This window comes from Ignavibacteria bacterium (genome assembly GCA_041649015.1).
In the GTDB taxonomy this organism is placed as follows: Bacteria; Bacteroidota; Ignavibacteria; order Tepidaquicellales; family Tepidaquicellaceae; genus CAIKZJ01.
This window is the reverse complement of the sequence record JBAZNU010000004.1, coordinates 1-21,143: the sequence shown is the minus strand read 5'-3', so window position 1 is coordinate 21,143 and position 21,143 is coordinate 1. Positions and strand designations below refer to the sequence as shown.

7 protein-coding genes are annotated in these 21,143 nt (G+C 37.4%); 4 read left to right on the top strand and 3 right to left on the bottom strand.

The window, feature by feature from the left end; genetic code table 11:
- Window positions 1–81: 81 nt before the first annotated feature.
- Window positions 82–240: a hypothetical protein gene (locus WC644_07920; protein ID MFA5011871.1), complete on the top strand. Its 159-nt coding sequence runs from the start codon at window positions 82–84 to the stop codon at window positions 238–240.
- Between the two features lie 318 nt (window positions 241–558).
- On the opposite strand, the gene WC644_07915 is transcribed toward WC644_07920, so the two are convergent.
- From WC644_07915 to WC644_07905, 3 genes are all read right to left on the bottom strand, one after another.
- Window positions 559–4,989 (bottom strand): kelch repeat-containing protein, encoded by a 4,431-nt coding sequence (locus WC644_07915; protein ID MFA5011870.1) that lies wholly within the window; start codon window positions 4,987–4,989, stop codon window positions 559–561.
- A 720-nt stretch (window positions 4,990–5,709) separates the two neighbouring features.
- Window positions 5,710–8,820, bottom strand: a complete 3,111-nt coding sequence (locus WC644_07910; protein MFA5011869.1) for a T9SS type A sorting domain-containing protein — start codon at window positions 8,818–8,820, stop codon at window positions 5,710–5,712.
- A 390-nt stretch (window positions 8,821–9,210) separates the two neighbouring features.
- Window positions 9,211–10,626, bottom strand: a complete 1,416-nt coding sequence (locus WC644_07905; protein MFA5011868.1) for an Ig-like domain-containing protein — start codon at window positions 10,624–10,626, stop codon at window positions 9,211–9,213.
- A gap of 594 nt (window positions 10,627–11,220) precedes the next feature.
- Here WC644_07905 and WC644_07900 point away from each other — a divergent pair.
- From WC644_07900 to WC644_07890, 3 genes are all read left to right on the top strand, one after another.
- A complete protein-coding gene (locus tag WC644_07900; GenBank protein MFA5011867.1) occupies window positions 11,221–11,919 on the top strand; it encodes a hypothetical protein in 699 nt (232 codons plus the stop codon).
- 45 nt (window positions 11,920–11,964) lie between these two features.
- Window positions 11,965–20,046: an FG-GAP-like repeat-containing protein gene (locus WC644_07895; GenBank protein ID MFA5011866.1), complete on the top strand. Its 8,082-nt coding sequence runs from the start codon at window positions 11,965–11,967 to the stop codon at window positions 20,044–20,046.
- 45 nt (window positions 20,047–20,091) lie between these two features.
- On the top strand, window positions 20,092–21,143 hold a 1,052-nt coding region (locus tag WC644_07890; GenBank protein MFA5011865.1), incomplete at its 3' end, for a hypothetical protein.

Below are 21,143 nucleotides of genomic sequence, written 5' to 3'. Positions count from 1 at the left end.
ATACATTAAACGTTATTGTTTTCGAAATTTATAAATCTTTTATTAAATCAGCTAAATCAAATAAAATAAATAATCATGAATATGTCACTTCCGGAAAACAAAAAGCCTGAAATCGAAAAGAGCAAGAAGGAATCTTATTCTCCCCCTAAGATTTTATTTATTCCGTTGAAGGTGGAGGAACAGCTTATGTTGTGCGGTAAAGAAGAAGGCGAACATTGTGCACCGTTAAAATTCAGTTAAATCGTTACAGTAACATGTAGGGTTTTATATTACTAAATACAAGGGGGTCAGGTTTTTAATTACTTTCAAAAAAGTGTTATAACAAATAGGTAAATTAGTTTTCAATATAATCAGTTGAATTATCTTAGTACTGATTAAAGAGAAAATACGAGCTGTTTTCTGCTTAGTAATAATTTTCGTATGTACGTTACATTAATTCGTTATTACTATAAAATAAAGTGCCAGTAGAGATAAATTTATTAATCAATGTAAGCATTATAAATCCAGATCGGTTTGATTTGAAAGTTCCGTAATTATTCTGACTTTTCCTCACGCTCTTCACATTTTCTTTCCAATCTTCAATTGAGAGCTAACTGCACCTTCAGGACACATCACTTTTCTGAATGTATTCTTTGCAAGAATCGCCCTGTCCAGTTCGTTTACCAATCCGTCATGGTTAACGTCAGAAAACACGTCATTCGTTCCCCTGTCGTTCCAGCAAATTCCCCTGTCAATAGCGTTTATTTTTCCATCCTGATTTATGTCTCCGCTTATTATGCACCACTTTTCTCCGTCCTTTACCATGTTGCTTCCGTATGCCTGTGTTTGTGCCGTCGTGAAGTCGTAGTTCATATGTCCGTTTACAAAATACTGTGGCTGTGCACTCCATGTCTCCAGTCCGTTTGTATACCTTACGACTATGTAGTATGATTTGGTGCTTTCAACGTTTGTAAATTCCATCATTACGGGTTCTGAGCCGTTCTGTAATGTTGTCTTTGTTTCTGATACAAGATACGGGAATGTTGACTCCCTTAATTCAATCGTTACTTCTTTCGGGCTGCCGCTTTTCATCATTAACCCATTTCCTTCAATCAGTATTGCGAAAGTTCCCCCGTAGCCTGTTGTTATGTTATCTGTTGTCCAGACCTGTGTTGCAGATGTGTATGTTCCGTCCAAAGTCTTTCCCGATGCTGAAACGAATTTCCATGTATTTTCTGATGTGTTTGCAGTTCCCATTGAAAATCCTGCAACTGGTGTTGGTATTTCGGGCATTGCCGTCCATGAGTCGTTTGTTGGATTGTAAACATAGAAAGGTGCCGGGTCTTCGGGCATAAAGCTCGAATTTGAGGTTCCGCCTCCTACTATTACCGCATCGCTGCCCCATGTTCCTGCGTCAAGTCCGTATAGATAGCCCGCCGGGAATGTGGATTTTGGCCCGTCGCCTTCTGTTTCTTTCTTTCCGTTGAGTATGTTACTGTAATTTACTTCTAAGAAGTTTTCATTTGAGCTGATTGTAACATTCTTTCCGTTTCCCGGATATTTACTTGCTGTCTGAACCCATGTTATGTCTGTCGGACTGTTTATCGTTCCAACAAATACAGTGTTTGAAAGTGTACTGTTTCCTGATGCTCCCGCTACATATACAAGCTTAGTGCCTGCGATTGAAAACGCTCCGCCGAATCTTGGTACGGGTAATGTGGTTCCAAGCTCAACCCATGCAGGTGTGCCCGCTTCTACGTCCAGCATATAGACTTTATCAAGAACACTCGTGCCGTTATGTCCACCCGCAAGGTATATGTACCTATTATTATATGTTACTGCTTTGCACCAGCCGATTGCTTGAGGCAGAGTTGCTGCGGTGCTCCATGTGCCGAGGGTTAAATCATACTTGTAAACTGTATTATAGTATGTCGCTCCGAACTTACCTCCTATAGCGTAAAGGTAGTCTCCTGCTATTGCCGTTGCGAGTACTGTTCTTTGTGCTCCACTGGGAAGGCTATCTAATTCTGTCCAGGAATTTCCTGATATATTGTATTTATAACTTTTCTTTCCCCAGTCAGATTCGTTTGTTGTATATCCGCCTACGCTGTAAATGTCAGTTGTGTTTGCCGTCCCGCTTCCGAGGAATATTGTTGAAAAGCTTATCTCTGTTCCGTTTGCCCAGTTTCCTGACGAACCTGCTTCTATGCTCTTTGTGAAACAGTCGTTTGATGTGTTCTGGTCGTCTGTTAATCCTGTGCATACTTCTAATGAATACGTTGCTGCCGATGGTGCCCAACTGCTGAATGATACCTGCGTGGTTTGCCCGGGAGCAAGGTCGGTTACCTGTACCGCACTTCCGTGCTGACTGCTGTTTACTTCCATCGTCACATCAAACGAGACAGTTGAGGTGCCGAAGTTCTTAACTGTCGCTTTAGGTATTACTGTTCCGCTTACCGTCTGACTGACGTCTATCGAGACTGTTCCAGCGTCTGTTGTATACATGCTTCCGCTGTATATGTTTACGTTATCTATTCCTATATCGCTCGAGCCGTAGTCTGAGGTTGCTTCAAACTTTATAAAGCATGTGCCGTCCTGCGGATTTCCCAAATCTATTGTTTTCTGTGACCATGCTCCTGTTGTGTATGTTCCTTTATTCGTATAATTCGTTCCGTCTGTTGAAAATAATACATTCAGTACATCTGTGCCTGACGCGTTTGTATAGTCAAATGTAAGAAGTTTATTCCCATCACTGCTTAAATCAACGCTAAGTATAAGCTCTCCTGTAGATGATGCAGGCGCTCCGTATGAATGGAAGTTTGCAGAATGACCCGTATTGCCGTATGGTTTAACTACTCCCGCCGAAGGTGAGGTCCAGACTGCATCACTTCCGTTGTTTTCTCTTCTCCATGATGTATTTCCTGTGGCCGGTGAGTTTGTCCAGTTATCATCCGGTGCACTCCCCCATTCTCCGTCAAAGTTTTGTGAGTATATATTGAACGCTCCCTGATTGCCTATACCAAATTCAGAGAAGTCTTTTATGTTTTCGACTTTTGCAACGTACGGTTCCGAACCTGTTATCGATGCTGTAATAGGATAGCGCCAGCCGTTCTGATGGTAATTTCCTACGTAAACCGTGCTGCCGGGATTAAATGTATTTTCTCCCGTGCCGAATTCTCCCGTGTTGAACTGAAGCTCGAGCGTCGCTTTCACAATCGATGATGCAGGATATATTTCCCAAACTCTCTGTACTGCTTTATTCGGGTCGTTTGGATTTACAGAAAATGTATTCTTAACTCTAACTGAAAAGTTCGTTAAAGCTCCAAAATTCTTTATTAATGCCGGATTGTATGAACTTGATGTACCTATAGGATATGTCTTGGATGTGTTCCCCCCTGCTTTCATGTTAAACACACCCGTTCCCGTTGTTGCTACGTAGCTTGATGAGCTTCCTCCAGAAATTGTTCCCGCTGTCAGGATTTTATTTCCAAGGGTAAGATTGCCGGCAGTTAATGTCAGTGTGCCGTCAACTGTTGTCGCGGAGCCGAGCGTTACACCGCCTGCTCCGTTCATCTTAAGATTGCCTACATTTCCGTTAAAGAAACTCTCAGGAAGAGTTAATCCCGATGCGTTCGTGAATTCAACAAGAGAACTTGAATTGCTCGCGTCAACACTTCCGCCGGTTCCTGTTACTTCTCCTCCTAACGTGAGTGTGTTTGCACCGATCGATAGTGAGCCGCTATATAGGTTAAGTGCACCATTAACAACAACATTTCCAGACAATTCTGCGTCTCCTGCAACGACAATTTCCTGTATTGTTCCCGAAATATTTGGTTTTGTGTCCGTTGAGTTTGCAACAATCTGAATATCATCCAATGCGAATTCGTCTCTTTCGCCTGTACCGCTCGCATCATTACCTTTCCATCTGATAAAATAAGTTTTGTCGTTTAGAACACTTATACCTTCAATTATAACCGTTCTTACATTCGCCTTCCAGGATGGAAATTCATCGGCTGTTTCAGGTGTAGTGAAATTAATTGAGGCAACTTCTGTATAAGTGATATCATCTGCTGAATGTTCAAGATTGAATTCACTTGAACTGCTCTTGTCGTTTCGTGAATAAACAATATAACACACAAGAAAAGAAGTAATTGTTGTTCCTGTTTTATTCCTGATTTTTAAAGTCGCTTTTCCGGGTGTCCAATCGTCCTCTCCCGGCTGAAATCCAAACGCTCTGTTTCCTGTGCTTACTTCAAAGGCATATATACCCTCTGTGGTTACATCTCCTGTGCTTACACCCCTTGTATAGTCAGTATTAGCTGTTGTTCTATTTTCCCCAAATGCAAGGTCGCCGTCGCTCCATCCCGAGACAGACCATGCATTAGAATTCAATTTACCCGATAATCCAATAGATGAAAAACCACTTCCATTAAATTGATCTTTGTTCACGAATTCAACGGTATTATCGAAATCTATCTTGTATAATGTGTTTACAGAATTAATATGTAAACCTAAACCATATGTATCCCATTGTATATCGTCTATTTTTACCTGAGCAGCACCTGTACTTCTTATTTCGATAATAACCTCTCCGGAAATGTTGATATTTGCTGAATAAGTTACTACCTCATCACTTGTAGGACTAACCGTTATTGTACTGCCGATTTGATTAAGATTAACATATACCTCCAGAGATCTTGCACTCGTATTTGAGAGTGCTCTTACATATTTAAACGTCAATGTTTTTATACCGTTTGAATACGTCGGAGATATTACATTTCGAGTTCCACTGCTTCCCCAGCAAATTGCTTTACCGTTAATCGTCTGATCTGTACGTGCTCCCTCAGCCGTCCAGGTTACGCCGTCATCACCTGTCCAGCTTCTACTCATATAAGATGACGAACTTGAAGTGGGAATATTCGTAAAACTTTCGCTTCCCTGCCCGAATGAAGAAGAAGATAAAATGAAAACAAAAAGCAGACTTGATAGTACCTTTATATATGCTTTCATAACGGTAAATCGTATAGTTTAAGTATAATGTTTGTTAAATATGGGAAACTGATAGCGAAGAATGAGTTTGATAAGGTTCTCTTCAAAGGGAAATTCCTGTTGTATTCAAACTCGAAAAGATTTAACTGCCCATATTCAATAAAAAATTAATGAATATAAAATAAAAAATCTACAGATTATTTTTTACTTAAATTTTCAATAAATGATTTGAGCACCTGCAAAATGAAAAATAAAAACATTTATACTAATAAGGAAAAGAAATTTCCTTTTGGGGTTTGATGTTAAGTTTATCTCATAACCTGCACACTGAAGGAATTATTTGATATGATACACACAGATAAAGACAGATAATTTTCCAAATAGTGCTTTTTTGCTCCGGTGTTTTATTAGCGATAAAATTTCTTTACTTTGGTTTTTAAGCAATAAAACATAACTTTCCCTGTGAGCTCTGTGAATAAATAAGCTTATAGCTTGTAGCTGATAGCCGGCCACTGCAAACTTTTAATCGGCTTTTGGGGCTTTAGTGGCTTTGTGTGATAGTAATTATATAAGCTGCACAGTATTATGATTTCTTTAAAACAAATTATTAAAAAATCCGTGCAGCTTTTCTGCACGGATTTCTGTTGTAACTTGTTTATTCTTAAATTACTCTTTCACTTCATCATCATTCATAACTGTTCTTCCCGCTCTTAACCGTTATACTGCTATTGTCTGCTTTTACTATTTAATAACTGCCATCTTTTTAATGCCGTTGAATTTCCCTGCCGACATCTTGTAGAAATAAATTCCGCTTGAAAGCTTTGAGGCATCAAACTGAACGGTATGATACCCTGCATTGCGGACTTCATTCACTATCACTGCTACTTCCCTTCCGAGCATGTCATACAGCCGTATGTTTACAAGTCCGTTTTCGGGTAAATCGAAATTAATCTTTGTTACGGGATTGAACGGGTTCGGGTAGTTCTGGCTTATGTCATATTTCTTCGGCACCCCTACTTCCACTTCACCGCTTAATTCAAAGTATTCGAAGTTTCCGTTATTGTCAACCTGTTTCAATCTGTACTTGTATTTCCCCGTATTCAGATTCTTATCCTCAAACGAATAGTTCGTCGGAGTGCTCTTAGTACCGTTGCCATTTACAAATCCAACACTCTGCCATTCTGTACTCTGACCGCTGAACGCTGAACGCTGTATCTGAAATCCTGCATTATTCTGTTCATTATCCGTCACCCAATTCAGTTTAATATTTCTGTTTGAAACAACAGAACTAAAAGATGAGAGAGCAACAGGCATTGGAGAATCCTCAGTACTTACTACCCAATATGAAAAATGGTTTACAGTGTTTGTAATTTCTCTTGGATCACCTGAAACTTCAAGCGGTAAACCTGATGCAGTCCATGTCAATCCGTCATCGCTCACCCATACCTGACCTAAGTTTGTTGAGTTAAAAACCTTTCCGTTATCAAAATCAGAAAGCCAGCTGTATGTAACGTCCCTTCCGCTTGTCGGTTGATTATCAGCTGTAATTGTCCAGTTGCATGCTATACTTGTATTTGAACCTACTGTAATTACTCCTAAGTATCCGGTTTTTCTTGTAATTGTTACATTGCCAAGATTATCTGGTCCGGTAGCAATGTTAGTACTAAGGAAATTAATAGAACCATTTCCGACAGTTCTTGGATTCATTACCGATGTTCCTATTATCGTTTTTCCCGTTGCTTCGCTTGGATTTACTGCACTTGTACCAAAATACAAAGTGTTTGCACCTGTTGCAAGACTTCCATTCGTAAGTGTTAAAGTTCCATTAACAGTTAAATTAGATCCTAAAGCAAAGTTGCTTGTTCCTGTTTCGTCAATAGTTAAATTATTTACAGTATTTGTGCCTGAAAAATAAATTGTCCCGGGCGTGTTACTTGTCGTGTTCAAAACTAAATTGGAAGTTTCGTCACAAACTAAAGTTCCCGTACTTAGAAATGATCCTCGTCCACCAGATAAAAATGTAAGTGTATTTGAATTTAACGTAAGACTTGTTCCATTACCCAGAGTAAGCCCGCCGCCGGATACGTTTGCAAGCAGTGCATTAGTTGTACCGCCAGTAGTCGAAAGGACAACATTTGTAGATGTACCAGTTGTCTGTATTCTAAAAAATCTTGCAGTATTTCCATTTCCTGTAATCGTCTGAGTTCCGTTTTTTGTACAAAGTAAAGTTATTGAATTTGGATCTGCAGGATTTGTTACGGAACCCATATATGTTAAATTGCCACCTAAAGATATTGTTGCAAAAGGCGATGCGGCTGGTGCGTCTATTGTCGTTCCGTCAAAAGTTAAATTTTCGGATATTGTCGTAGTATTTCCCGAAAACGTTTTAGTACCTCCTGTAATTTTCAGATTTTTGTATGTAATAGAATTTGGTATTGAAAATGCCCCGATTTGTGCAAAATCTATTGTGCTTCCTTCACTTAAAGTTCCCCATGTAGGTAAAGTACTGTTTTGAATAGTTACCGTTGAGTTAGCAGACATATCCAATGTTCCTCCGAATATGTTTGCTGCAGGAATAGTAAAATTAATAGGATTAATTCCGTCACCTACAACAACTTTAGAACTTGTTCCTGAGACTGTCCAGTCTGCTGCAATAGTGGATGTACTGCCATTTTGAATTATGAATGTCTGGTTATCTGATACAAAGTCCGATGGATTTGTACCTGTCCCTTCCGGATCTGTGCCCCAGCTAGAAAGCAAATTAACGCTACTTTCTGCAACATTGTAATAAATTGCATTTGCTGCACCAGTAACAGCCACATTTTGTGTCGACGCACCTGTACTGGCATTTTCAATATTACCGGAATATGTCCCAACCCCCCCAGGGTTAAATCTTACTTCTATAGTTTTGGATGACACTGTTCCTGAAACAGGAGTAAAGGTTAATGAACTTCCGAATGAACCGACTCCATTTTCCCTTACCTGATATCCAGTAGGCGGAGTTATAACTAAATCAGCGGTTAAATTCGTTGCTGAAACTGTGTATGTTTGGGAAGCTGAAGGCGTTCCGACTGTTGTTGAAAATGGGGTTAATGTGCCTGAAGTATTTATAAATGGTGAGGATAATACAGGTACAACATCATTCCAAGCTGTTCCGACCCTGATACCGTCGATAATAGCAGTAGGTGTATTTGTTCCTTGCCTTAAACCTACTTTATCTATGGTTGTAGCGTCAGTTGAGGCATCTGTGCTTGTCAATGTTGAAATAGGTTCAGTTCCATCAATAACAGGATTAATAAATACATTTGCAATATCATTTGTTGTTCCGCCGGCAACAAAAGAGTATTTAATAACAATTAGATATGTTGTATTCATGGAGTATGTGTAATCCGTGTAAGTATCAGATGTTGTAGAACTTCCCCTTCTAATACCAAAAGCAAGATTATTTGATGCATCTTTTTTAACAAGTAACCTTCCATAAAATGATGAAGTACCAGTCATAAAATGTATGAAATAATCACCTGTAGTCTTTGCAGATGATATATTAACCATAAATGCCATATACACACTTCCGGTAGTTTGCGCAGTGAATGATTTATTGTCGTCTTCACCGCTGCCTGAAATAGTAACCGCATTACCGATTCCTGAACCTACATAACCCGAATATGTCAATCCCGGGGTAGTAACCGTTATAGGTAAAGTTGTTCCACTATGTGCTGTCCATCCTTGAGTTGTAATCAAGGTTCCTGCTAAGTAATCGAAATCTTCAGTTAATATTGCCTGTCCCCATCCCATATTTGCGATAGTAAAGACAAATATTACGCTTAATAAAATTTGTTTAAATTTTTTCATGAGAATATATTATTTTAATTTGTAAAATGATTTTTGATTATAATGTTCGCCACATCTATTAATTACTGATATGATGAACTTATTACTTATGCAATATATGAAATTTATTCGTGACGTAATGTTAAATAATTATTATGAAATTCTTGCTGTTTTGCAGTTTAGAAAGGCTATAGAACCTATGTAACGGAAAAAACTGCATATAACAATAATTTAAACTTTCCTAAAAGTCTCTGAAACATTCAGATGCATTTTTATCTTATGCCGGAATCTAAACGGGAAAATATAATTAAAAAATTGACCGGCAAATCATTATTACAAATATATCATACTGATTGTAAGTTAACAATGAAGAAGAGCAAGAAAGGTCGGGAAGGGCAGGAGACAAATTCATTATTCACTGAGCACTACCGAAACTTTTTCTATCTTCCAACTACCTTTCAGGTTCAAAACCTGTCCGTAAAGGAAAATCCTCTCGGCCGGCCTGAACGGGAATACCTGTCCTGTCTCGTACTTACCGTTGTTGTCTTTATCAACGTATGCAATAAGATAGTAACCGCCCTCAAGAACATCAGTGAATGAGAACAGGGAATCAGATGTAAGAAACCTGGTAAAGCTTATTTCAGGTTTATCTTTTTTGATTAGTTTAAGAACAACGGGATATTCAATCATATATCTGTCCTGAATAACGCCTGTTATCTCACCGAATTTTTTCTCTTCGGCGATTGTAAATTTTACCGAGAACTCATGGGGCTGTTTATTCTTAACGTATTCTAATGATAAATTGACTGCGGCACCGTAATAAATACCGGTTGTCGGACTAACTTCCAACAGCGAATCGTTCTGCCAGTTAAACACGTATTTAATCTCTTTGCCAAGCGTATCTTTTAAACTTAATTTCTGTGTAATGTATTCTTTTGGTGTTTCCCTGTTCTTGAAGTAAAGATACAGTTTTGATTTCAGTCCTGCATTCATTTCTCCTCTCAAGACGCTCGAGAAGACGGCTCCGGCCGAATCTGTCTGCAATCCGTTCAGAAATCCTTTGCTTGAAAAATAATCTTCCTGTACAAGAACATCTTTAAGTATGAAGTTAATTCCTGTCTGTGCGCTTATATCGCTCACCTCCGCGTCTTTTTCTGCTATGGAAATTCTTTCAAAAACTTTATCGTACAAACCGTTGAGGTCGCCGTCAAACACTGTGAACAGCCTGTACTTTCCTGCCGATAAATTCTCAAAACTATAACTTCCGTCCGTGCTCACGGGCATTATGTAATCTGGAGGGTTTTTTTCGGGGTCAATGTTGTTTTCTTCGCCCGGTTTTTGTTTGTAAGCAAACACAAATGTCCTGTCAAAATTTTCTCCAAAAACCTTACCCGATATCTTTCCCTTGTCGATTGCCGGTCCTGTAGATATTGCAAACTGAATTGGCGAACCGATTGGATTATTCCTAACGTCCTTGAATACTTTCCCGATTACGAAGAGGTACGTTTTGTTCTTCTCCAGTCCTTTTTCAAATTCGACAGTCACTTCCTTTCCGCTCCAGTCGTACGAAAGCGTGCCTTTTGGTTTTGGAGTTACAAAGAATGCGTCAATGAAGCTTCTTCTGTCAACGTATTCATCGAATTCAAGCGTTATTTCATTTCCACTGAAGTTTACTGTATTAGGTCTCGGGTACAAATACTTTATTCTTGGCGGAACCTTGTCGTCTTCACCTCCGGAAGGCGGCTGCTGATTAGCACAACCTGAAAACCCAGAAATTGCGCATATCAGTAAAACCGCAGACAATATTTTATGAATATGTTTAATCAAACTCATGTAATTTATGATTTATGAGATTAATAAATAATACATAAACGATTCTACTCTAAAAAACAATTTATCTTGCTTATTCTTATGATGATAAAGACACTAAATTATTAATCAGTAAAATCATATGATTTTTTGATATAATAACATTTTATCATGAGAGAGTGACTTTTGGTAGCTCTAATTAGTGTTAAATACAACAACTCAGAAATCATATAAAACGCTTAAAATAAAAGAATAAATAAAAGTAACTGCATATTTGGCAAAAGTGAATGGTGTTTTTCAAATTACATTTCTGATTTATTAAAATAGTAATCAAAATTCCAAATTAAACTTAGTTATTTATTAAATAATTTAAGTTATATTATGGATACATGTATTCTAGATACACAAACTCATTTCAGACTTAAATATCTGTTTTCACCGTATAATATTAACACTTGACTTTAATTAAATGATAATATATTTTCGCAGTGACAAGCCATCTAAACAGAGGTATTGTAAATATCATGTCATTTTAGAAGGGGTTGTTAGTTCCCCTCTCTTTTCTTAGACTTGCCGTTTATTCTTTTATAATATAATGTTATGGGGTATTAAGTGGCAAAATCAAATAAATCTTATAAAGATAAACTTGAAAGAGGTTATGAACTTTATAACTCAATAAAGAATATGCTCTCATTCTTGCCTGCAGAAGAAGATTTAGAACCGGGCAAATATTTAACTTTTCTGAATTCAATTACCAATATAAACCATTCTGCTGATTCAATAAAAGAGAAGCATGGTTTAAGTATTAAGGCAAGACAGGAATTATTTCTAAAAGATAAGGGCGTGAAAAGACGCGCCTCTTATATTTTTGCTTACTGTAAGTCAAGAAGCGACTTAAAACTTCAAACCGAAATGATCGGAAGACTAAGCAAGAGTATTCTTAACTACAAAAAATCTGACACCCCTGTTAAGGGAAAATCAGTAAAACACATCAATAGAAAAGAACAAAGTTTTGGGGATTATGTGAGTCTATTTGAAGACTTAATCGATGAGGTGAGATTAATCCCCTCTTACACTCCTCCAAACGAATTGATTCAAATCTCAACATTGGTATCATTCAGAAAAGAAATGCTGGAATCAAACAAAACCGTAGATGACAAATTAAACAGCTATAACACAATAAATAAAAAGCGTCTGGAATCATATAATATGCTTCACGATAGAATGGTTCGTATAAAATCTTCAGTAAAATCTCAATACGGCATAAATAGCAGCGAATATCAATCAATAAAAGGAATTAGAGTTAATTAATAAATATAATTATTAAATAATTTTACAATCTTACTTAAAATTATTATGAAAAAGCAAATTTGCATCTTATTTGTTTTAGCATTTGCTCAAATAGTAAGTGCACAGTGGATGCCTGAGGTGCGTCTGACTGATAATTCAGCTATTTGTAATACTTCCTATACAAATAGTTCACGTTGTATTGCTTCCAGCGGTGATATCATTCATATAGTATGGGCTGATTACCGCGAAGGGCAGGAAGAGATTTATTATAAACAATCAATAAATAAAGGTTTAAATTGGGGAGCGGATACCAGGTTGACTAATGCAGTAAATCAATCGTATAATCCTTCTATTGCCGTATCCGGGTCTTCCGTACATGTTGTATGGCTTGACAAACGTAATAGTGATTATCAGGAAATATTCTATAAAATGTCAACAAACGGAGGGGTCAGTTGGGGGGCAGATATACAACTAACTAATAACAGTTCTATATCTTCGTATTCTCCTTCAATATCAGTATCCGGTTCAGTTGTGCATGTAGTATGGGAAGACTATCGCGACGTCAACAGTGAAATCTACTATAAACGTTCCGCAGACGGCGGAACAACTTGGGGAGCAGATATCCGTTTAACAAATAACACTAATAATTCACAAGTTCCCGCAATCGCTGTCTCTGGTTCCGTTGTACATGTTGTCTGGTTTAAAAGTATTTTTAATAATGAAATATTCTACAAACGCTCAACAGATGATGGTGTTACCTGGGGAGAAGATACTCGGCTGTCTAACGCAGGGGTATCAGGAGGGGCAACCTATCCTTCTATTAGTGTATCCGGATCTTACGTGCATGTTGTTTGGTCTGATACTCGTTTTAATTACAGAGGAGATATTTATTATAAACTCTCGGCAGATGGAGGCTTAAACTGGGGTGTTGATACCCGTCTAACGGCTACAGGAAGAATGTCAAGCCAACCATCTATTGTAGCCGCAGGTTCAAATGTACATGTTGTATGGGAGGAGTACGATATCGGATTATCAGAGATATACCACAAACGTTCCATCACGCAAGGCATAAGCTGGGATCCAAATACCCGTCTCACTAATTTTCCTGGTGATTCTAAATATCCGTCAATATCAATGATAAGTAACTCCGTGCATGTTATATGGACTGATAAGCGGGTTGGCAGTGGAATATATTACAAACAAAACCCAACAGGAGAACCCAATCCTATTGACAGCGTTGTACCGAATCAGAATAAGCTGAATGTTTCGTTGAACTCAAATATAAATTCATATTTCCATCAGAATATGAATGCAGCGACACTGGACAGCAATAACATTACATTTTTCGGATCAATGACAGGAAGAAAACGCGGAGCAATTACTTACAATTCAGGTACCAAATCAATGCAGATTGTTCCATCTGCGCCCTTTAAATACGGTGAATTAATAAGCACAACACTTGATTCAGGAATAAAATTAAGCTCCGGAAGTTCTTTAGCACCGTTTGTATGGAGTTTTACAACATTGACAAAACCTTCGAATAATGTATATAATCAAACAAGTACAGTAGAGGGAATCGATTATGCACGGACAATTGCAACAGCAGATTTTGACGGTGACGGTGATTTAGACCTTGCTGTAAATGGTGGTGGTGCTAGTGTATTTATATTAAAGAATAATGAACACGGAATTTTTGAAATATTCTCATATATTAATGCAGGATCGTGTTATGGTTTTACAACCGGGGATTTCAACAATGACGGATATACAGATATTGCAATGAATGGAGAAGGCATAAAAATATTTCAAAATAACGGATTGGGAGTATTCACACAAATATCTTCCATTCCTGATGCCGGATACAGTATTGGAATAACCCCCGGTGATTTTGATGGAGATGGCGATTTAGACCTTGCATTTACTAATGATCAATCAAATTTAGTCTCAATATTAAAAAATAATGGAACAGGAATATTTACTTTATCAAATACCGATTCTCTAAACGGATTTGCTCAGGTGATTATAACGGGAGATTTTGATAATGACGGCGATTTAGACCTTTGCGTAAATACTGAAAATCCATATACAGTTTCAATAATAAAAAATAATGGGGCGGGAAAATTCACTTTGTCGGATACTGTTTCAATTAACGGATATGGGTGGAGTTTAGCAACAGGTGATTTCAATATGGACGGATATTTAGACATTGCTTTTGCCGGTAATAGCTCTTCTTCATTATTAATACTAAAAAATAACGGAACCGGAACATTCACAAAATCGTCTGATATTACGGTCGAAGTAAGATCAGCCGGAATTACATCCGGAGATTTTAATGGAGACGGACATTTAGATTTGTCAGTTACTAATTGGGATCTGAACAAAATATCAATATTAAAAAATAACGGAAGCGGAGGATTTACTTTATCTTATTCGGGTAGTGTGGGAACCAGACCCTGGGGCATTGTTTCAGGAGATTTTGACGGAGACGGTGTATTGGACATAGCTGCAGCTAATAATGAATCTAATAATATAAGCATTTTAATGGATTTGAAACCACCGCAATTATTAAGCCCTGAAAACAATTCAATAGGCAATTTAAACTTTGCGTGGAAAAAATCTGCAGGGGCTACCAATTACAGAATACAGATTGCATCTGATTCATTGTTCGGTAACCTTATTATTAATGATTCTACTTTACTTGGAACGGATTCGGTGAAATACATCTCTGGATTAACTCCCTTCACATGGTATTATTGGCGTATGAAATCAAAGGCAAACAACGGAACTAGTTATTGGTCTGATACCTGGAAATTCAAGACCCTTGGTACTCCTGCACCTGTGATACTGTACTCTCCGGAGAATAATGTAATAAATATGCCTCTTAATATCACATTTCAATGGTCTAAATCGGTCGAACAAACCGGCTTCGGTAAACTGAAAATTGAAAGCATAAAATTAAAAGAAGAACTCCTTATCTCGCCTGATGCAGTATACGGATATTGGTTTGAATACAGTATTGATTCTACTTTTTTATCCAGTGTCGTCATAGATTCATTGTTGTTCGATACGACCAAAACTGTTTCAGAGCTAAATGATTATACAAAATACTACTGGAGAGTGAAAGCAAGAAATGAATCAGGATGGGGTGGATTCAGCGAAATCCGGAAATTCACGACAGTTGCATTGCCTCATTTAACACTTTTTTCACCTGCTAATAATGCCGTTGACCAGCCTTTGAATATCACTTTTCAATGGTATAAATCAATTGAACAAACTTTATTAAAGAAATCAACATTATATGAAATCAATTCAGATAATAAACTTTTCAAATCAGGTTTTTCAGCACTTACGATTTCAAATTACTTTTTTGAATACGGTACGGATTCTACATTTGCAACGGTAATAGAAAGAGATTCATCATTAACTGATACAACGAAAACAATAACCGGTCTTAGTAAGAATACCAGGTATTATTGGCATGTTAAAGCGAAGAATGAATTCGGTTGGGGTGGCTTCAGTTCAAACTGGAACTTTACAACCTCATGGAATATTGACAGTGTCTCGCCAAGCCAGAATAAAATTAATATTCCGATAACTTCTGATATAAGAACTTATTACCATCCGGTTATGAATGGTTCATCAATGGACAGCAACAGTGTAATATTTTTCGGTTCCATGACAGGAAGAAAAGGGGGAACTATATCTTATAATTCAGGAAATAATTCAATGCAAATAATTCCTGATAATCCTTTCAAATATGGAGAATTAGTAAGTACAACTCTTGATACAGGAATAAAAACTGGTTCGGGTGTTCCTATTATACCATTTATCTGGAGCTTTACAACAATGGCGAAACCGTCAAATTTAATTTTTAACTGGACTTCTAATATTGCACTATCCGGTAATCCTTTTGGAATTACAGCGGGAGATTTTGATTCTGACGGTGATTTGGATATTAGTGTTACTTCCAGAAATACAAATACTGTATCCATATTAAAAAATAACGGATACGGCTCTTATTCAGTTTCATTCTCAGTCGGAGTAGAAACTTCTCCTTTTGGAATTGCCACGGCTGACCTTGATAATGACGGCGATTTAGACCTTGCCGTTGCTAATAACGGTTCAAATACTGTATCAATATTAAAGAATGACGGGACAAGTATTTTTTCAGTATCATCTTTAGTCAGTGTAGAAACATATCCTTGGGGAATAACCACAGGTGATTTTGATGGCGATGGCGATTTAGACCTTGCAGTAACTAATTCTGTTTCGAATTCTGTTTCAATATTAATGAATGACGGAAATTGTTCTTTTTCAGTTTCTTCCACAATTTCTGTTGGAAGTATTCCTTACGGACTGAATGTTGGGGATTTTGATAATGACGGAGATTTAGATATTGCCGTTTGTAATCATAATTCAAATACAGTATCAATATTAATGAATGGAGGGACAGGTGCTTTTGCTTTACAGCATACCATTGGTGTTGATGGTGGTCCTTATGCTGTATCTATTGGCGATATTGACGGAGACGCGGATGTGGACTTTGCAGTATCTAATTTCACTTCTAATCCTCCTTCAGTCTCGATATTAAAGAATAACGGAGCAGGTGAATTTACATTATCTTCGACAGTAAGTATGGGTAATGGTCCGACAGGGATTATTATGGCTGACCTGGACGGGGACAATGATTTAGATCTTGCAGTACAGAATTACTGGGTGAATTCAGTATTTATAGTGAAGAATAACGGAACTGGTACATTTACAAATGATAGGTCTTTTTCATCAGGCTATAGACCTCAGACAATGGCAACTGGTGATTTCGATAATAACGGTGTATTGGATTTGGCGGTTGCAAATAATGGAGGAAATAATGTCAGTATATTAATGAATCTAACACCTCCCGTACTGATAAGCCCTGCAAACAATTCAACGGGCAATTTAAACTTTGCGTGGAAAAAATCTGTAGGGGCTACCAATTACAGAATTCAGATTGCAACTGATTCATTATTTAGTAATCCGGTTATTAATGACTCGGCTTTGGCTGGAACTGATTCAGTAATATTCATTTCAGAATTGACACCCTTTACCTCGTATTACTGGCGTATGAATTCAAAATCCGGAAGCAGTTATAGTTTGTGGTCGGATACATGGAAATTTAAGACAATTGGTTCCCCGACACAGGTTACGCTTTCTTCACCCGCGAATAATGCTTTGGAACAGCCACGTCATATTATATTTCAATGGTATAAATCTGTTGAACAAACTTTTGCTAAGGACTTGGGATTCAAAGATCAGAAATTAGGAGCGAAAGAAAAAACAAAAAACAAAAACGATTCTCCTGATGTTATTTCCAAATACTGGTTTGAATATGGAACGGATTCTACATTTTTAACAGTGATAGCAAGAGATTCATCATTAACGGATACAACAAAAACGATTTCAGGTTTAAGCATAATAACAAGATATTTCTGGAGGGTTAAAGCTAAAAATGAATCGGGTTGGGGTGAGTTTAGTTCAATCTGGAACTTTACAACATTAGATGAGGAAGATATTAAATGGACGAAAATGTCCTCAGGAATAGGCGAAAACTTATCGATAATTGCTCTTGCTTCTGGCAACAGCAATTATTTGTTTTCAGCAATAAAAAATGGAAGTATATTCAGAACTTCAAATTACGGAATTAATTGGAGTAATACTAATTTGAATGCTCCCGATGTAAGAAATATTGCAATACATGGATTATACACATTTGCATGTTCATACGGGTCTTCGGGGAATGTATTGTATCGTTCAGCAAATGATGGAGGAATTTGGAGTGTTTTGAATCCGGCTTCTATTTACTATCCATTAACACTGGTATCAAACAACACTTATCTATATTTAGGCAGAAATAAATATTGGGGTAGTGGCGGTGGAGTTTACAGATCTGCAGATAACGGTTCGACATTTTCTTATATGAATAGTGATTGGAATAATATTCCGGTTTATGTTCTTGCAGCGAAAGGATCTGAAGTATATGCAGGAACCCGTGGAAGTGGTATTTATTATTCGGGAAATAACTGCGACAACTGGACATCAGCTTCATTTGGATTATCAAATAGGAATATTTATGCTCTTGAACTAAGCGGGTCAAATGTTTTTGCAGGAACAGACGGGGGTGTTTTTCTATCAACAAACAGAGGAACTAATTGGAGTGCAGTAAACAGCGGCCTTACAAATCTTTCAGTACGTTCTCTAACTGCAAGTGGTAATAATATATTTGCTGGTACTAAAGGAGGTATTTTTTTCTCTTCAAATAACGGTTTGAATTGGGAAGAAAAAAATCTAGGTTTAAATCCAGTAGATTCTGTTACATCTTTAATTCTTGCAAATAATTTCATTTTTGCGGGAACAGGAGGTAATTCAGTGTGGAGGAGCAAGTTTACTGTTCCATTACCCGAAGCACCTGTGCTTTTAAGCCCATCAAACGATTCAATAGGTAATAAGCTAAATATTATATTAATATGGTCAAAACCTTTAACCGCCAAAAAATATCATATTGTTGTTTCAACAGATTCATTATTTACGAATAAAATAGTAAATGATTCATTACTGACCGATTCGCTTAAGATGTTATCCCTATCACCTTTAACAATTTATTACTGGAAAGTCAGGACTCAAAATACAACAGGCTGGAGTGAATTTAGTATGCGATATATATTTAAGACAATGGGCGCTCCATCTCAGGTTAATTTGTTGTTCCCTGCGAATAACTCCGTAAATCATTCTGTAAGTCTAATCTTTAAATGGAATAAATTCGGTGATCAGACTTTATCAAAAGTTAAGAAAGAAAAATCTGATAAAAGAGATAAAAATTCGGATAACACTGAAGCAATAGCAAATTACTGGTTTGAACTTGCATCTGATTCTCTGTTTAATAATTTGATTTTAAGAGACAGCGTTTTAACCGATACATTGAAAAGTGTAACGGGACTTTCAAATTTAAACAAGTATTACTGGAGAGTGAAAGCAAAGAATGAAATAGGATGGAATGATTTTACAAGTCCGTTTAATTTCACAACAATAAATTCTCCGGATATAACAGGCTACGGTGTTCCTCCAAATGGAACAGATACAACTAATTTTGGTGCCACAAACATATTTTTCATAGCAAATGTATCGCTTTCAAGATTTGTTGGAATAATTTATTTTACAGTATCACCTATTGAAGGCGGATTACCCGATGGTATAAATTCAATAAGCAGCTATTTCTGGAGTGTTTCAGATTCCGGAATAATTTTTACTGATGGATATTTCAGGATTCCTCTTTCATTTCTTGGGGGCATTACAGATCCTTCAAAATTGAGATGGCTTAAAAGAAGTTTTTCAGGCGATAACTGGATAGATATCGGAGGAATAATTCAGGATGGCTATTTAGTAAGCACTGTTCCGTTTAATTCATTCAGCGAATTTGCCATCGGTTCTCAGGATGTTCAGCCACTTACAAGCACTAATATTAAGATTACAGTTATTCCGGAGGGCTTTTATGACCCGCCGAATAATCGATTAAACTGCAAAGATTCAGTAAAAGTTTTTCTTCGGGAAACATATGTTCCTTTTGCAGTTATCGATTCATCTGTTTCAATTATTGATTCATTGAACTTTACTGCATTCTTAGAATTTAAAAATGCACCAACCGGTTCGTACTATCTGGTTGTGAGGCACCGTAATTCAATCGAAACATGGAGCAAATCAGGCGGAATAATATTTACAAAATATTCTTCAATGACCTATGACTTCACGAGTTCAGGTACGCAGGCATATGGAGATAACCTTGTTCAGAAGAACGGGCTGTGGTGTCTGTACAGCGGGGATATAAATAAAGATGGAATAGTGGATGCCCTTGACAGGTCATCGGCATGGAATGACAGAAATCAAACAGGATACTATTCATCAGATTTGAACGGCGATGGAGTAGTGGATGCCCTTGACAGGTCGATTTGCTGGAATAACAGGAATAAAACAGCGCAGATACCTTTACTCCTTGATAATTTCGGTAAAGGGAAAGGAAATGAGAAACAAAATACAAAAAACGGAAAAGAGGTCATCAAAGGATATGACGTAAAACTTGACGGAACAAGTATAAAGAAAAAGAAGAATAATTACTAAGTTACAATAGCAAACATAAAATAAATTAATAAATATAATAATAATATGAAAAAACCAATATTTGTTCAGCTTGCACTTGTAATAGCAGTATTACTAAGTACAAATTTGTATTCTCAGGTACAGTTTAAGGCAACAATTACAAACCAACAGGCAGTTCTTTCAGATCCGACATACGGGAACTGTGTGTATTTTGACCTGTACTTACAGCAGGATGGGGGAACGGGCCCATTATATCTTGCAAATTCTGATTTCAAGTTTACCTTTAATGTAGCAAACTTTTCCGGGTCAACTATAGAGTACGTAGACGGGTCGAATGAATTGTGGAATTCAAACGGAACAGCAACCACATCATATAACGAAAACATTGCACCGACATTTCTTGCGGCGAATCAGCTCATAATTAATTTGCAGCCGCCAACGTTTACAACCCAGACACAATTCAATTCAAGAATTGCAAAGATTGATGGAACACCGAGCAAGCATAAACTCGGACACTTTGTGGTATATACAATTTCTAATACCAGCGGAAACTTCGGGCTGACATGGCTTACGGGTGTAGGAGGCACTGTAGTAACATCATTTGACCCGGCAACTCCATGGAATTCAAGTCAAGCAACGGGAACACTTGAGGTAATAACCGATACCCCGCTTCCGGTACAGCTTGCATCATTTACAGGGAACATAGAAAACAAGCGTGATGTATCCTTAAGCTGGAAGACAGAAAGAGAAACAAACAACAGAGGGTTTGAAATAGAAAGAAAGGTATTAGACGGAACATGGTCAAAAGTGGGGTACATTGACGGAAAGGGGACAACAACCACACCCGCAGATTACAGGTTTGAGGATAAGAAACTCAGCACTGGCAAATACAATTACAGACTGAAACAAATCGACAACAACGGAAACTATGAATACTACGACCTCAAGGCAGAAATGGAAGTCGGAATACCGACAAAGTATGATATAAGCCAGAACTACCCGAATCCGTTCAATCCGACGACAAAGATAGACTTCGACCTGCCTCTTGACAGCAGGGTAAACATAAAACTGTATGACATATCAGGAAGGGAAGTGAAGACGATTATGAACGAACAAAG

Bases quoted from the DNA above. Each gene is read 5' to 3' on its own strand.
- WC644_07920 (MFA5011871.1), top strand. From the start codon at position 82: ATGTCACTTCCGGAAAACAAAAAGCCTGAAATCGAAAAGAGCAAGAAG.
- WC644_07895 (MFA5011866.1), top strand. From the start codon at position 11,965: ATGAAAAAGCAAATTTGCATCTTATTTGTTTTAGCATTTGCTCAAATA.
- WC644_07910 (MFA5011869.1), bottom strand. From the start codon at position 8,820: ATGAAAAAATTTAAACAAATTTTATTAAGCGTAATATTTGTCTTTACT.
- WC644_07915 (MFA5011870.1), bottom strand. From the start codon at position 4,989: ATGAAAGCATATATAAAGGTACTATCAAGTCTGCTTTTTGTTTTCATT.